Genomic DNA, 14239 nt, shown 5'->3' on the forward strand with positions numbered 1-14239 from the left:
AGGTAGGGTGAGCGTGAAAAGTGCTATCAACTTGCAATCGATACGATGGCCCGCTCATGCAGGCTACCCTCCGCTTTCAACGACCGCTTACCGGGCCATGACCGTCCACAGCTGATCAACCTTCGTCGTGTAGCTCTGACTCATCAACTCCCGGCGCATAGCCCAATCTGGCGCCGCCGGCACGCTGGCCAGGCGAAGAACTCCCTTTCCCCAACGGCCATTGATTTCATCGAGGACGGTCATCACTTTGTCCGCCGTAACGGGCTGGGAATGTGCAAACAGGTCGTCCGTGAATTCACCGGGCTGGCGCAAATCCATCAGCAGGACTTCCGCTTTGCTGTATTTGAAGCCTGGTCGGAAGAGGCGATTGACCGCTTCGGTCGCAGCCTTGGTCATGAGTCGGACGTCGTTTGTCGGGTAGGGGAGCTCGACGAGTGCGCCGTTCGCGTACTTCGCTTCTTCGGGATTGAACATGCCTGTCCTGATACTCACGCGGATCTTCTTGCACAGCGAGTTTTGCGCTCTGAGCTTTTCCGCCGCGCGCTGGGTGTAGGTGGCGACGGCCTCCTTGATCGGCTCGATCTGCGTGAGCCGGGTGCCGAACATCCGGCTACAGCAAATCTCTTGCTTGGGGGGCGCAGCTTCACCCAGTTCCAGACAGGAGGTGCCGGCAAGCTCGCGAGCGGTCTTTTCGATCACCACGCTGAATTTCTGACGAAGCATCCACGGATCGGCTTTCGCCAAGTCCATGGCGGTCTTGATGCCCATCGTTTCCAGGTGCGCCTTCATGCGCCTGCCGATGCCCCAGACCTCGCCGACATCAGTGTTGCGCAGCGTCCAGTCGCGTTTGAACGGGTCGCACAGATCCACCACGCCTCCGGTGATATCCAACAACCTTTTGGCGGTATGGTTTGCCAGCTTCGCCAGGGTTTTGGTGCGGGCAATACCCACCCCGACTGGAACCCCCGTGCGCTTGAAAAGAGTGGAGCGCATATGCCGCCCAAAAGCAGACAGATCGCTTGGGACGCCGGTCAGATCGGCAAACGCCTCGTCAATGCTGTAGACCTCGAGCGCTGGCACCATTGATTCGATGATCGTCATGACGCGTTCGCTCATGTCGCCGTACAGTGCGTAGTTACTGCTGAAGGCCACGACTCCATGCCGGCGAAGGTGATCTTTGATTTGAAAGTACGGCTGGCCCATTTTCACGAAAGACTTGGCGTCGTAGCTGCGCGCGATCACGCAGCCGTCGTTGTTGGACAGCACCACGATAGGTGTCTTTGCCAGGTCGGGTCTGAACACTCGCTCGCAGCTCGCATAGAAGCTGTTGCAGTCAATCAGGGCAAAGACTGGCTCAAGTGTTTTCATGATTGCGCACGCTGTATTTCACCACACCCCAGATCACCAGCTCATCGCCCTCCATGACATGCCTTGCCGGGTATTTTGAATTCTCTGACAAAAGCATCACGGCGTTCTCGCGCAGAAGCAGACGCTTGCAGAACGGCTCGGAATTGAGTGCTGCGATGACAATATCGCCGCTGACCGCATCGATGCTCCGATCAACGACCACCAGATCCCCTGAATAGATGCCGGCGCCCTGCATGCTGTCTCCATCAATTCTCACCAGGTACACGTGCGGCGCGCGGATATCGAACAGCTCATCGAGGGAAATGTGTTTTTCGATGTGATCAGCAGCAGGGGAGGGGAAACCCGCCGGCACCCTGGATGAATAGAAGGGCAGCTTTATGCCGCCAGACGCGAGAGGGCCGAGCATGGTGATGTTCATGATGCAAGCCTTAAGAGGTTAGCTGTACGTATATACAGTTAACGATTTGCTTCGCTTGCGGTCAATCTCATAGGTACGACAATTCGACGGGTGACACCCTGTGCGGACGCTACTCGATCTGCGAATCGATGGATCACTGTCCCAAGGAGCTTGCGCCAGACCAGCTGGTGATACTTTGGCCAGTAGAGCGGTACAACATTGCGCCTTCTACGATCGCCCGAGCTCGATCCGAGACGTGTTTAACCAACCTTGGCGGGTGTGAGGTGCCGACATTTGGAACGCCCCCCTGTGCCCGTAAGTCTACCTGTCTCTGCTTATTGGTAAGGTACAGCGCAATGGATAAGACAATCACCGTCGATCAACTGGCTACCACCGACCTGAGATCAATCAACGAGATATGGCTCGGCCAGACTCATACCCAGCTATGCCTATGGCGTGGTGAACAAGTCTTCACCCACGAAATGATGAGCGAGGGCACCCACGATCAGAACGTCCGACGCCTGTGCTTGCAATCGGTCGACCCTGACGATCAAGCCGCCGTTGCCAGCGTTGAGTTGATCGTGCGCGAACAGCTAAAAAGGATAAGCAAGGAGGGCGAGTTTTATCCGGCTGAGGAGGCGGATACTCATCAATAAGAAAGGGAGCATCGGCCATGCACAGTGAGTCAACTCTGGGCCTATTGTCGCTTGGAAACAGATATTAATATCGGCTGTCCGGGTGAGAGACCTCAGGCGCTTCTCCTTGTAAGTGCGGGCTGTGATTTATCGTGTAACCTTCTGGTATTACTCACATCGAGAATTTCTTATGTCTAAACTCGCCGAATTCCGTCAGCTCGAAAAACACCTCGCCGAACAACTCCAAGCGCTTGAGGCGCTCAAGGGTGATGCTGGTCTCAAGAAAGAAATTGAATTCGAAACCAAACTGCGTGATTTGCTCGGGAAATATGGCTACAGCCTTAAGGACGTGGTCAACCTTCTTGATCCGCAAGCAGGTCGTCGCGCTCCAGCCGCCGAGTCCAAAACTGGTAGTCGCAAGCCTCGTCAGTTGAAGGTCTACAAAAATCCGCACACCGGCGAAGTTGTTGAAACCAAGGGTGGTAATCACAAGACGTTGAAAGACTGGAAAGCTAAATATGGTTCTGCGACTGTCGAGTCTTGGTTGGCCAAGTGATTTTGGTTTAAATACAAAAGGGCCTGACAAGGCCCTTTTTAGTAATTCGTTTTTTAGTCAACTTGGGGGTGACTTCGTAGCTCTATTCAGGTTGTAGGCGCGGCGTCTTCTGCCCAGTACGTTGGCAGGGCGCGCGTTTGTATTAGGTGTCTAGAGAGAGCTCACTGACGTGAAGCAATCTCGTCCAGGTGCTGCAGCAGTGCCAGAGGATCCTCGTAGACTCGGAGTGCACCTGCACGTTCAAGCTCTCCTGTGTCATAACCACCTGAAAGCAGCCCTATACCGGTGGCCTTGCAGCGTCGTGCGGCAAGCATGTCCCAGATGGCGTCGCCGATCACCAGGCAATCTTCGATGGGTACATTGAGTTTGCTTGCAGCGGCGAGGAAAAGGTCTGGATCGGGCTTGCCATACTTGACGTCATCACGGGTGATGAGATTCACCTCCGAGATATTCAAGCCCAATGCCTTCAGATTTATCGCCGCAGTGTCCATGCCACCGCTGGTCGCAATACACCATTTGAGCTGATCGCGGTTCAGAGTATCGAGAAGCTCGACAGCGCCAGGCAGAGCGCTTATCTGACCCTGCAGATCCTTGTAGGCTTTATCATGTTTATCGCTGAGTCTTTTAGCCTGGTCTGGTTTGATTTCCAGGCCGGTCTCACGGGCTAGCATCTTGAGCATCAGCCCGCCGCTCATACCGATTTTTCTGTGAATTCGCCACATGGCCAACGGTATGTCTTCTGAGTCGAGCGCAGTTTTCCACGCAAAGACATTCTGGTAAACGCTATCAGTCAACGTGCCATCCAGATCAAATAAGAATGAGGTTTGCTGGCGCATACGTGACACCTCCATTAAGCAAATTTCAGGTAGTAGATATCGCGTATTCGAAATATCGGTCGCACCGAGTACCAAGGGTGCTGACGTTAATCCTTGAGTCTTTCCAAGTCGGCTGGGCCGGGTTCCACACGTGGTTCGTCGCCAAGGAACTCATCTTCCCTAACCACTCGTTCATCATCCGTTAAGCCTGTTTCTGACACGTCCGAGACGAGAGCAGAATCTTTCAGTGCTTTGCTTTTTTTTGATGAAACGGAGCTTTTTTCAGTCATAAGATTTCTCCTCGCCCCTTGAAACTCGAGGCGCTCAATTTTTCGAAAACATATGCTCTGAGTCGTTCCGTCTTTCGCAAATCTCAAAGCGGAGCAACCGCAGCGCATGAATGCCACTGCGGTTTCCATCGCCTTACTTCCGCCTTGAGCCAAGGGTTAATCAGACGCATGAAGCAAGCTGAACCATTCAGCATAAGGGGAATTAGTGACCCGGAATCGATTGAAATCAGGACTGCCATCAACCCACCAAACAGGGCCCCGCTCACCAAGCGCTACTTTGGCCAGTTGTACTTTTTCCCGAGCGCGCTTCATCTGCGATTCGTCTTCCGCATCCTTTGCTTTCTTCACCTCCCGTCGAGCTGCCATGAGTGCATCGACGAGACGCTGGCGCACGTCCTCTTGCAATGATGGATTTGAACAGCGCCACAGCTGCCCTTTGACAACGAAGTAACGACCGTCAGGTGTTACTGAATGCATTCCTCACCTCCGATCTTCAAAGGCCGCTTCTCCAGATACTTCATGATGAAGTCCTCAGATTCGCTGGTGTTGCGATAGAGGATGGGGTCTCGCGCAACGTTCCATCGAGATGACTGAAAGGCTGAATGACAGGTTGGCGACGGTCGGTAACCCAATAAATCGAACACTCGAAATACCAACCCTCTCAAAGCTACATGCCCCCACCATTGAGGGTACTGAGAGGTGTCTATGAATCACGATCCTAAGCTTCAAGGCGGTATGGGTGAGGACGACCCAATGCCCACGTCACCCGATCCATTGAGCCCGGGGCGCACTGAGGTTGACCCGATGAAGGAGGAGGGCATTGACGAACTGCCGGATAACGAGGGTGAGCGTCCGCTTGATGACGACGTCGGGCTAGACCCTGAGCGTGTGCGGGAGGAGACGGATAATGCGGTGATGGATACTCAGCAAGATCCACGCTGACGGGGTGACAGCACGCTTACTGATTGGCACACGGAGGTCGCTGTATCAGCGATGACTCGGCACGTTCAAGCCATAGTGCGGAGCACATCACATAAAGACACTGATCTCTTTATTCGGCGCAAAAAAAGACCCGCGATGGGGGCACGGGTCGGGAAACACTTAAGGAGCTGTCACAACCGTACACCCGCCAATGTGAAATTATCGTGATGGGAGTAGCACGGTTGGTTCAGTGGAGAAATCAGACAGCGTTGCTGGCAGAACCTAAGGTATCAAGCGCATCTCGCGTAGTTTGTCGAACACGTCGAAAAATGCCTGATCGCTTGCTTGATACGCAGTGAAGCCCATCGCACGGCTTTTCGACATATCCGTGACAACTTCGATGGGGCGGCCGAGATCTGCATCGGTGTGCCATGGGGACACCAGGCGACCAATATCGGATTCTTTCAAACCGTGTTCCGCAACCATTTGCGTCCATGCGGCCTGGTCGTTATCCATCTGCTTCTCGAGCGGCGAAAGTGAAGCGGGATAATCGGCAGCAGGCAAGTCGAAGTAGTCGGCAATTCGGCTCCACATCCATTTCCAACGGAATACATCGCCATTAGTGACGTTGAATGCCTGATTGGCCGCAGCCGGCGTGGTGGCCGCCCACAGTTGTTGTTTCGCTAACTGCCGTGCATCCGTCATATCGGTGAGGCTGTCCCACTGCACCCTTGATCCGGGAAATACAAAAGGGCGATTGGTTTGTTTGCAAATCGAGGCATAGACGGCGAGGGTGGTTGCCATGTTCATCGCATTACCTACAGCAACCCCGGTGACGGTATGCGGGCGATGAACACTCCAGGTGAAGCCGTCCTTTTCAGCCGCGGCGAAGAGTTCGTCTTCTTGGGCATAGTAGAAATTCTCGACATCCAGTCGACCCTGGTCTTCGCGAAACGGTGTCTGCGGAAGGCTGCCTTTACCATAAGCTTCGAATGGGCCGAGGTAGTGTTTCAGGCCAGTCACCAGTGCTACGTGCTTAACGCTTTTGGCTGGACGAATGGCGTCGAGAACATTGCGAACCATGGCTGCATTGACCCGAATGTTCTCGGCCTCCGTGGCTTGCCGTGACCATGTGGTGATGAAGACATGAGTGGGTTTCAAATCTGCCAGCGCATGCTCCAGCGAGGCAGGATCCTGAAGGTCTGCTGCGACAGGAATCACGCCTTGCGCTTGCGAAGGGTGCCTCGAGAGCGCGGCGACCTGCCACTGGTTGTCGATGAGTAACTGCGTGGTGGCGCTGCCGACGATGCCGCTGGCGCCCACGACCAAAGCTGTCTGGGTCATACGTTTCTCCTGGATTTAGATCTGGGAGTCCACGTCAGCAACAGAGGTTCAACCTGAACCGAATCCGCATTAGCCTGGTGAGCTGCGCTCAACGACAGAGTGGTAACTGGCCGGCATCTTGCTTTATGGTTGGCGCCAAATAAAAAGCGAGTCGCACACCGTGAAATTCCATCAAATCAGAGCCTTGGTCGCGATCAACCAGTGTGGCAGCATCAATGAAGCTTCGCAGATGCTGCATGTCACCCAGCCTGCATTGAGCCGTTCAATCAAGGATCTGGAGCGCGAGCTGGGCCTGACCCTGCTGCAGCGCTCCTATAAAGGCATGTCGTTGACTGACGAAGGTCGGCGGATCATCCGGCATGCGCACATGGCGGTCGAGAGCATGCGGCGCCTGCAGATCGAGGCCGACAATATTCACGACATGGCCGTTGGGGAGGTGGCTGTCGGCGTCACTTCATTGACCGCCATGCTGCCGGGTTTTGAGAAGTGCATCAGTGACTACCAGGCGAAAAACCCACGGGTGCGGATCAAACTGATCGAGCTGCGCCCCAGCCATATCGTCCAGCGTTTGCGCGATGGGAGCCTGGACTTTGCCCTGACGTCTCAACAAAACACTCAACGCTTGAATCTTGATTGGGAAGCCCTGCACCGGATCAAAGGGACCGTGGTATGCAGTCCGAACAATCCGTTGCGGCATTCACCCTCTTTACGGCAATTGCAGTACGCCAATTGGATCAGTCTGGACGAGGTAGACGACCGATCTTCGCAGTTCTACCAAATGTTCGAGGTCAACGATATTCACCCGCCGCAGAAGGTGATCGAGTGTGCCTCGCTGTTCCTGGCCTTGCGCCTGGTGGAAAATGCCGACGCGTTCATGACCCTGAGCAATCTTGCGCTGGGCAGCGCACTGCCACCGGGACGGGTACCGGAACTGGTCCTCGTCGAAGTCGAGGAGGTCATCCCCGAATACCCGATTTATCTGGTGTGCGTTGACCGCCATTCATTGACGTCGCCGGCGAGAGATTTGTTTTACGGGCTCAAATCCAAGCTAGCCGCTGAGTCATCGGCAGAGCCGACTTATTAGAAGTGGTAGTACATGCCGACTGCGAGGTTACTGGGGTCGTCACCGGTTTGCTCGAGGGGGATTCCCGCATAGCTGATGGCGGATTCGGGGCGGTTATCGATCAGGGCGACCCGCCCGTAGATGGCCCAGTTCTTCTTCAGGAAATGGTCGTAGCCGAGCATGATCCCGCTGGCGTCCTTATCGCCGAATTCGATGTCACGCTTGACCAGTGCCATGCGCGCCACATCGGCTTTGCCGACGGGCGCAGAAAGGCCCAACGTCCATGCGCTCATGCTCGGCGTCGCGTGGTAGTCGACGTCCTGGCGCTGCCAGGTGACATTGGCAGACAGCGGCCCGAAGTCATAAAACACCGAAGCGCTTTTGAAGTAGTTGTGGGTCTGCCGCTGACGGTCGCCGTCGTCCCATGGATCGCTCAAGTAATCATTGAATGAGCCCAGCAAAATCCACCGCGCATTGCTGTACTGAACACTCATGCCTTTACCGCGCACGGTTTTGCCGGAGCTGGCGGTATCGTTCAGGCCCAGGCTCACGGCGGTGGCCACGCTGAAACCGGCGAATTTGGGCGTGGTGTAGGCGAGGGTGTGCTTCGGTCGCATATCCAGATAATAGGCGCCGCGCCCGGCCGGCGGGCTGGTCAGGTAGGTGTAGGGCGAACCGTAGGTGGCCAGAAAGGGATCAGCAAACGTGGGTGTGCCCATGCCATAGGTTTTACCGAATTCCAACTTGCCGTAGTCCCGCGAACGCAGCGCCGCCACTGCCAGGCGTAGCGTGCCGACCTGCTTCCAATGCTCGTCCAGCGCTTGGCCATTGAGGTTGAAACCTTCCTCGACGTCGAACTCCAGCACCGTGTCCGGGTTGAGGGCCTTGCGCATGTAAAGCCCGAACTTATTGGTCCAGGCGCCGCCGCCCGCGAGTTTGGTTCCGGAGTGATGGCCCGAGTCCTGGTAATTCACAAACGCATCGAGTGTGCCGTAGACATTGAGCTTGTCGGTGTAACCCTTATCGACGTTGTAATAGCCAAATCCCGGCGCTACTCGGGCGATCGCAGGAAATCCCTCAGCCTGGCTATACGTCGGTAGCCCGAGCCCCAGGAGCAAAGCGGTCAATGAACAATTGCGCGCGGCGGACATAACCATTTCAGACGCTCCGTAGACGTGATGGCTGATGAATCGCAGCCTCCACGAAAATAAAAACCGGCGGAAATGGTCAATTTTGCATGGCTATGCCTAATGGTTAATTTGCTGGGGAATGACCGGTGCATTGAGGGCGGCAGGCATGTGCAAAAATCACAAAAAGAAGCCCGATTACCTCGTTTCGGCGGCTGCATGCGTCTGAATAATGGAAGCCATTGGTGCGATACCCGTCTTCAAGTCCTCTCGCAGCACCGTTGTAGGGCGCATTCAAAGGATGTGACGCAATCAAGTTAACCATTGGTTAATTGCCTGCAAAAAGCGCAAGTGATTCGTCTTCGGAGTTCCCCGATAGTTGGCCTCGCATAACGCCAATAAGAAATCGGAGCGTGCCATGACGACCCTGCATTCGGACACTTCCCTGGCCAACGGAACGATGCGTTCCAATCCGGCCACTTCCAACTCCAGAAAAGCCACGGTAGCGTGCGCCCTCGGCAATGCCCTGGAGATGTACGACTTCACGATCTACAGCTTTTTTGCCGTGATCATCGCCAAGAACTTTTTCCCCGCGCAGTCGCCGATAGCCTCATTGCTGATGTCGCTGACGGCGTTCGGGGTAGGCTTTTTGATGCGTCCGGTCGGCGCGATGGTGATTGGCCGTTTCGCCGATAGAAAGGGTCGCAAGGCCGCGCTTACGCTGACCATTGCGCTAATGACGCTGGGTACGGCGCTGATCGCATTCGCCCCTACTTACCAGCAAGCCGGGGTATTGGGCACCGTGCTGTTGGTCATCGGTCGGCTGACTCAAGGTTTTTCTGCCGGTGGAGAAGTCGGCACCGCCTCGGTATTGATGATGGAATCGTCGGCGACGAAAAATCGTTGCCGCAACGTCAGCTGGCAGGCCGCTAGCCAGGGGTACGCGGCGCTGGTAGGGGCTGGAATCGGTCTTCTCCTGAGCAGTGTCATGACCACGCCTGACCTGGAAGCGTGGGGTTGGCGCATCCCTTTTGTCATCGGTTTGCTGATTGGCCCTGTCGGCTGGTACATCCGCCGCTGCCTGCCGGAAACCCTTGAAGCGCCCGTCATCAGCTCTTCACCATCCACCGTGCACAAACCCGGCTGGCGCGAGGTCATTGATCTGCGCAATACCGTACTCGCCACCGGATTGATGGCGAGCGCAACCATCAGCATGTACCTGTTCATTTTCTACATGCCGGCGTATCTGGTCAGTGCACTGCATTATCCGCAGCGCAGCGCCTTGGCGATTGCCTGTGCTTCTGCCGCGTGCCTGGCGATCATCACGCCGATAGCAGGGCGCTACGCCGACCACCACGGCCTGCGCAAAAAACTGCTGGTCTGGACGATTACCTTACCGGTTATCGCAGCATGGCCCGCGCTATGGCTGTTGTCGCATACCACTGACTTGTACATCGCGATGCTGATCGTCGCGCTTCTGGTACTGCCCGGGTGTGTGGGCTCCGGGGCGTTTTTCGCGATGATCATGGAAGGCTTTGCCAAACAGCACCGAGCGCTCGGCACCTCGGTGAGTTACAGCTTCGGCGTCACTTTGTTCGGCGGCTTCTCACCGTTGATCGCCACATGGCTGACTTCGGCACTCGACACACCCACGGCCCCGGCGTTCTACCTGCTTGTCGGCGGAGTAATCAGCCTGTGCTGCCTGAAACTGTTCCCGGAAAACATTGGACGAGACTGACCCATGCGCAACCAACAAAACCAATCAGCGTTGAGCGAAACCGAACTGCAAAGCTTCATCGCCTTGCGCCGACAAATTCATGCTGCGCCTGAGTTGGGCGGCGAAACCCCGAACACTGCTGAACTGGTCGCCGCCAAACTCACGCAATGGGGCTATCAGGTGCATCGCGGTATCGGCGGACATGGTCTGGTCGGTGTCCTGAAAAGAGGCGAGGGCACACGCCGTATCGGTCTGCGCGCCGACATGGACGCGCTGCCCATGCAAGAGAAAAACACCTTTGCGCATGCCAGCCAGATTGCCGATCGCATGCATGCCTGCGGGCATGACGGGCATACCGCGATCCTGCTCGCAGCCGCTTATCGTCTGGCAATCCACGGCGAATTCAACGGCACCCTGAATCTGATTTTCCAACCGGACGAGGAGGGCTTGTGTGGGGCCAAGGCGATGATCGACGACGGCCTGTTCCAGCGTTTTCCCTGCGATGCGATTTTCGCGCTGCACAACATGCCCGGTTACCCCTTGGGCACGGCTGTGGTTCAGGCGGGCCCCGCCATGGCATCCTCGCAACGTGTATCGCTGCGCATCAGCGGGCAAGGTGGACACGGTGCCATGCCAGAGAAATCGGTTGATCCATTGCCTGTTGTAGCCAGCCTGATCAATGCGATCCAGACCATCAAGTCGCGCAACCTCGGCCCGGAGGAATACGCGGTCATCAGCATCGGCATGCTGCAAGCCGGGAGTGTCTACAACATCATTCCTGACGAGGCGCGCATGCTGATCAGTGTGCGTACCGACACCCCGCAGACTCAGCAAAAGATCAATCAGCGACTGGAACAAATCGTCCGCGGTCACGAGCAATCATTCGGTGTGAGCATTGATCTGGAAATTACCCCGCTGGCCCCCGCCCTAATCAATGACGAGACCGAAACGCAACGAGTGCGCGAAAGCCTTGCACCACTCTTTGAACCTGGCCACCTGCAAAGCCGGGGACCGAAGGTCATGGCCACCGAGGACTTCGCCTGGATGCTCACAGAAGTGCGAGGGTGCTATTTCTTACTGGGTAATGGTGAGGGCGAGTTTCACGGCTGCTCCGTGCACAACCCGCACTACGACTTCAATGATGAGCTGATCCGACTGGGCGCCGATTGCTGGGTAAAACTGGTGGAAGATTTTCTCGCCTGACCGCCCTGATCAGCCTCAAAACATTGTTCAAGGAAAATTCATGTTCCAGAAAAGCCTGTCTCTCGCTGATTTCGATCCAACATTGGCCGCCGCTATTACCGACGAGTCCCGACGTCAGGAGCGACACATTGAGCTGATTGCTTCGGAGAACTATGCCAGCCCGCAGGTGATGCAGGCACAAGGCACCTTGTTGACCAATAAGTACGCCGAAGGCTATCCCGGAAAACGCTACTACGGTGGTTGCGCCCACGTCGATGTCATCGAACAACTGGCGATTGATCGGGCCAAACAGCTGTTCGGTGCAGATTATGCCAACGTCCAGCCACATTCAGGCTCGTCGGCCAACAGTGCCGTTTACCTTGCACTTATGAAGCCCGGCGACACGTTGCTAGGTATGAGTCTGGCGCACGGCGGCCACCTGACTCACGGTGCCAAGGTGTCTGCTTCCGGCAAGCTCTACCACGCCGTACAGTACGGCACTGATGCTGGCGGATTGATTGACTATGACGAAGTCGAGCGCCTGGCCGTCGAGCATCAACCCCGCATGATCGTCGCGGGTTTCTCGGCGTATTCACGCACGCTCGACTTCCCACGCTTTCGGGCCATTGCCGATAAAGTCGGGGCGTTGCTGATGGTTGATATGGCACACGTGGCGGGGCTGGTGGCGGCGGGGTTGTACCCGAGTCCGTTGCCTTACGCTGATGTGGTGACCAGCACCACGCACAAAACGCTGCGCGGCCCACGCGGAGGGCTGATCCTGGCCAGAAGCAATCCCGAACTTGAGAAAAAACTCGACTCGGCAGTGTTCCCCGGTAGTCAGGGCGGGCCGTTGATGCAAGTTATCGCCGCTAAGGCCGTGTGCTTCAAGGAAGCGGCGCTGCCGGCCTTCAAGACCTACCAGGCAAGTGTCATCGAGAACGCCCAAGTCATGGCGCAAACCTTTATCGAGCGGGGTTATGACGTCGTCTCCGGAGGTACCGACAACCACCTGTTTCTGCTCAGCCTGATTCGCCAGGGCATTACCGGCAAGGACGCCGACGCTGCGCTGGAACGCTGCGGCATCACGGTCAACAAAAACGCAGTGCCGAATGATCCCCAGTCGCCGTTCGTGACTTCCGGGCTGCGGATAGGCACGGCGGCGGTGACGACGCGAGGCTTTACGGGGGAGGAGTGCCGGACGCTCGCCGGTTGGATCTGCGATGTGCTTGACCACTTGGGTGATGCTGACGTCGAAGCGCACGTCGCTCGGCAGGTCGCGAAGTTGTGCCAACAGTTCCCGGTTTACCAATCTACTCGCGATTGAGGATCACCTGAGGCTCGAAACCTTGAGTCCGACGGGTAAACCGATAAGCAAGTCGAATAATGGTAAGTCCCCAATGCTCAGGACGACTTTCGGTTTACCCAATGGTTGACGCAAATGCAGAAAAAAAGAGCGGCAGCCGAGACGAGCATCGAGTTGGATAAACCCCGGGCAAAAGCTTCGGGCGCGGTGCTGCTGATCAGTCCGCCAAACACCGCTACGCCGATGACTCCACCCAATTGACGTGCTGAAGCCATTAATCCAGAGGCCATGCCGGCGTCCTGCTGAGAGACTGCTGACAACATTGAATTGGTAATCGAGGGAACGGACGAGGCGCTGCCGATGCCTACGATCATCAAGGCGACGTTCAAGTACCAGAGCGATGTCTGTGCAGTGACTTGGGACAGAGCCAGGAAACCGACGATCTGAATAAGAAATCCGGTCGTGATGATTTTTGCGGCGCTCACGCGTTTGGCAATCCGGGAGGACACCATCGTAGAGAAGGTCAACACTGCGGTCAGTGGAATAAATGCCAGTCCCGTGCGGAAGGCATCGTAGTGCAGGAACAACTGAAAGTAGATGCTGAACACGAAGACCGTGCCGTAAAACGTCAGGTTGATCGCTGCCCCTGCCAGAGCGGTGGTGGCGAGGATCCTGTTTTTGGCCAATCGGGCTGGAAGCATCGGATGCTTGATTCGTCGCTCGATGAGCACGAAGGCCACTGCACACACGCCGGCGAGCAACAGGATTGAAAGGGTTTCAGTGCTCCAGCCGATAGCACCTGACTCAGTCAGTGCATAGGTCAGAGACGCCAGACAGGCAGCAATACAGATTTGGCCCAGCGCATCCACTTTCTGATCAGTACGAGGCGACTGCGGGGCATGACGCAGGATCAATACCACCGCGAGAATGCCAATCGGTACGTTAAGCAGGAAAATGCTGCGCCAGCCGAGTGACTCAATCAACAATCCACCGATCACTGGACCGGCAGCCAAGGCGATGCCGCCGCACGCGCCCCACATTGCCACGGCCGAACGCCGTTTTTCAGGGTCTTGAAAACTGACTCTGATCAACGTCAAGGAGGTTGGAACCAGCAGGGCGGCCCCGATACCTTGAACGATGCGCATACCAATGAGCATCGCCATGCTGTTTGACAGTCCGCAGCCAATCGAGGCGACTGTAAAAATTACAAACCCCACCGCGAAGATTGTCTTGGCGCCGAACTTGTCACCCCATGCACCGCCGAGAATCAGCAAGGCAGAAAAAGCCAGTGCATAGCTGTTGATCACCCATTGGAGGCCGGTGAGATTGGTGTCGAATGCTGCCTTCAACGTTCCGAGCCCAACGTTGACGACGCTGACGTCAAGCTGGACAACCAAGAAGCCGAGACAGGCTGCAATTTGAATCGCAGCTAAGGAAGTTTTGGGCATATCAGGTTCGCATCAAGAGGAATGGGCCTGAAAGTAACGGTTGACGTGATATGCGTAAATACTATAATTCGCA

15 protein-coding genes are annotated in these 14239 nt (G+C 56.1%); 7 read left to right on the forward strand and 8 right to left on the reverse strand.

The genetic code is table 11. The annotated features are described in order from the left end of the window. Positions 1 to 87: 87 nt before the first annotated feature. Together umuC and PMI23_RS22280 are read right to left on the reverse strand one after the other, a co-directional pair. On the reverse strand, positions 88 to 1368 hold the full coding sequence (umuC, locus tag PMI23_RS22275) for a translesion error-prone DNA polymerase V subunit UmuC (protein WP_007915614.1): 1281 nt from the start codon (positions 1366 to 1368) through the stop codon (positions 88 to 90). Next, positions 1355 to 1786: a LexA family protein gene (locus tag PMI23_RS22280; RefSeq protein WP_007915612.1), complete on the reverse strand. Its 432-nt coding sequence runs from the start codon at positions 1784 to 1786 to the stop codon at positions 1355 to 1357. Before PMI23_RS22280 ends, umuC begins: the two co-directional genes overlap by 14 nt. Positions 1787 to 2121: 335 nt before the next feature. Here PMI23_RS22280 and PMI23_RS22285 point away from each other — a divergent pair, with 335 nt between their 5' ends. Both PMI23_RS22285 and PMI23_RS22290 read left to right on the forward strand, forming a co-directional pair. Next, positions 2122 to 2421, forward strand: a complete 300-nt coding sequence (locus tag PMI23_RS22285) for a hypothetical protein (RefSeq protein WP_007950146.1) — start codon at positions 2122 to 2124, stop codon at positions 2419 to 2421. A 169-nt stretch (positions 2422 to 2590) separates the two neighbouring features. After that, complete coding sequence (locus PMI23_RS22290) at positions 2591 to 2956, forward strand: histone-like nucleoid-structuring protein, MvaT/MvaU family (RefSeq protein WP_007917642.1); 366 nt, start codon at positions 2591 to 2593, stop codon at positions 2954 to 2956. 161 nt (positions 2957 to 3117) lie between these two features. Here PMI23_RS22290 and PMI23_RS22295 read toward each other — a convergent pair whose 3' ends face one another. The 3 genes from PMI23_RS22295 to PMI23_RS29465 form a co-directional block, all read right to left on the reverse strand. Continuing rightward, positions 3118 to 3792 (reverse strand): HAD family hydrolase, encoded by a 675-nt coding sequence (locus PMI23_RS22295; protein WP_007917641.1) that lies wholly within the window; start codon positions 3790 to 3792, stop codon positions 3118 to 3120. An 86-nt stretch (positions 3793 to 3878) separates the two neighbouring features. After that, entirely contained in the window at positions 3879 to 4061 is a 183-nt protein-coding gene (locus PMI23_RS22300; RefSeq protein WP_007917639.1) for a hypothetical protein, read from the reverse strand. Positions 4062 to 4217: 156 nt separating this feature from the next. Continuing rightward, positions 4218 to 4538, reverse strand: coding sequence for a hypothetical protein (locus PMI23_RS29465; protein ID WP_007917636.1), 321 nt, complete (start codon positions 4536 to 4538; stop codon positions 4218 to 4220). 228 nt (positions 4539 to 4766) lie between these two features. Between PMI23_RS29465 and PMI23_RS22310 the strand changes: the two genes are divergently transcribed. Continuing rightward, positions 4767 to 5003: a hypothetical protein gene (locus tag PMI23_RS22310; RefSeq protein ID WP_007917634.1), complete on the forward strand. Its 237-nt coding sequence runs from the start codon at positions 4767 to 4769 to the stop codon at positions 5001 to 5003. A 261-nt stretch (positions 5004 to 5264) separates the two neighbouring features. On the opposite strand, the gene PMI23_RS22315 is transcribed toward PMI23_RS22310, so the two are convergent. Then, positions 5265 to 6326 (reverse strand): SDR family oxidoreductase, encoded by a 1062-nt coding sequence (locus PMI23_RS22315; protein WP_007910390.1) that lies wholly within the window; start codon positions 6324 to 6326, stop codon positions 5265 to 5267. Between the two features lie 160 nt (positions 6327 to 6486). Between PMI23_RS22315 and PMI23_RS22320 the strand changes: the two genes are divergently transcribed. Next, the gene (locus tag PMI23_RS22320; RefSeq protein WP_007910389.1) at positions 6487 to 7410 is read left to right on the forward strand and encodes a LysR family transcriptional regulator; all 924 of its coding nucleotides are present in this window, start codon (positions 6487 to 6489) and stop codon (positions 7408 to 7410) included. On the opposite strand, the gene PMI23_RS22325 is transcribed toward PMI23_RS22320, so the two are convergent. Then, positions 7407 to 8546 carry a porin gene (locus PMI23_RS22325; RefSeq protein ID WP_007910388.1) on the reverse strand — a complete coding sequence of 380 codons (1140 nt, stop codon included), beginning with the start codon at positions 8544 to 8546 and terminating at the stop codon, positions 7407 to 7409. The genes PMI23_RS22320 and PMI23_RS22325 overlap by 4 nt on opposite strands. A 388-nt stretch (positions 8547 to 8934) precedes the next feature. On the opposite strand from PMI23_RS22325, the gene PMI23_RS22330 reads away from it, so the two are divergent. From PMI23_RS22330 to glyA, 3 genes are read left to right on the forward strand one after another with little or no spacing between them, the layout of a single operon-like run. After that, the gene (locus tag PMI23_RS22330; protein WP_007910386.1) at positions 8935 to 10254 is read left to right on the forward strand and encodes an MFS transporter; all 1320 of its coding nucleotides are present in this window, start codon (positions 8935 to 8937) and stop codon (positions 10252 to 10254) included. A 3-nt stretch (positions 10255 to 10257) separates the two neighbouring features. Beyond that, positions 10258 to 11436, forward strand: a complete 1179-nt coding sequence (locus PMI23_RS22335) for a M20 aminoacylase family protein (RefSeq protein WP_007910384.1) — start codon at positions 10258 to 10260, stop codon at positions 11434 to 11436. A 40-nt stretch (positions 11437 to 11476) separates the two neighbouring features. Beyond that, positions 11477 to 12739, forward strand: a complete 1263-nt coding sequence (glyA, locus tag PMI23_RS22340; RefSeq protein ID WP_007910383.1) for a serine hydroxymethyltransferase — start codon at positions 11477 to 11479, stop codon at positions 12737 to 12739. Positions 12740 to 12816: 77 nt separating this feature from the next. Here glyA and PMI23_RS22345 read toward each other — a convergent pair whose 3' ends face one another. Next, complete coding sequence (locus tag PMI23_RS22345; RefSeq protein ID WP_007910382.1) at positions 12817 to 14166, reverse strand: MFS transporter; 1350 nt, start codon at positions 14164 to 14166, stop codon at positions 12817 to 12819. Between the last annotated feature and the right edge of the window lie 73 nt (positions 14167 to 14239).

The organism is Pseudomonas sp. GM24 (genome assembly GCF_000282235.1).
In the GTDB taxonomy this organism is placed as follows: Bacteria; Pseudomonadota; Gammaproteobacteria; order Pseudomonadales; family Pseudomonadaceae; genus Aquipseudomonas.

Excerpts from the sequence above, each read along its gene's own strand:
- PMI23_RS22335 (WP_007910384.1), top strand. The coding sequence starts at position 10,258 with ATGCGCAACCAACAAAACCAATCAGCGTTGAGCGAAACCGAACTGCAA.
- glyA (WP_007910383.1), top strand. The coding sequence starts at position 11,477 with ATGTTCCAGAAAAGCCTGTCTCTCGCTGATTTCGATCCAACATTGGCC.
- umuC (WP_007915614.1), bottom strand. The coding sequence starts at position 1,368 with ATGAAAACACTTGAGCCAGTCTTTGCCCTGATTGACTGCAACAGCTTC.
- PMI23_RS22310 (WP_007917634.1), top strand. The coding sequence starts at position 4,767 with ATGAATCACGATCCTAAGCTTCAAGGCGGTATGGGTGAGGACGACCCA.
- PMI23_RS22330 (WP_007910386.1), top strand. The coding sequence starts at position 8,935 with ATGACGACCCTGCATTCGGACACTTCCCTGGCCAACGGAACGATGCGT.
- PMI23_RS22325 (WP_007910388.1), bottom strand. The coding sequence starts at position 8,546 with ATGGTTATGTCCGCCGCGCGCAATTGTTCATTGACCGCTTTGCTCCTG.
- PMI23_RS22285 (WP_007950146.1), top strand. The coding sequence starts at position 2,122 with ATGGATAAGACAATCACCGTCGATCAACTGGCTACCACCGACCTGAGA.
- PMI23_RS22280 (WP_007915612.1), bottom strand. The coding sequence starts at position 1,786 with ATGAACATCACCATGCTCGGCCCTCTCGCGTCTGGCGGCATAAAGCTG.
- PMI23_RS22300 (WP_007917639.1), bottom strand. The coding sequence starts at position 4,061 with ATGACTGAAAAAAGCTCCGTTTCATCAAAAAAAAGCAAAGCACTGAAA.
- PMI23_RS22295 (WP_007917641.1), bottom strand. The coding sequence starts at position 3,792 with ATGCGCCAGCAAACCTCATTCTTATTTGATCTGGATGGCACGTTGACT.
- PMI23_RS22315 (WP_007910390.1), bottom strand. The coding sequence starts at position 6,326 with ATGACCCAGACAGCTTTGGTCGTGGGCGCCAGCGGCATCGTCGGCAGC.
- PMI23_RS22290 (WP_007917642.1), top strand. The coding sequence starts at position 2,591 with ATGTCTAAACTCGCCGAATTCCGTCAGCTCGAAAAACACCTCGCCGAA.
- PMI23_RS22345 (WP_007910382.1), bottom strand. The coding sequence starts at position 14,166 with ATGCCCAAAACTTCCTTAGCTGCGATTCAAATTGCAGCCTGTCTCGGC.
- PMI23_RS29465 (WP_007917636.1), bottom strand. The coding sequence starts at position 4,538 with ATGCATTCAGTAACACCTGACGGTCGTTACTTCGTTGTCAAAGGGCAG.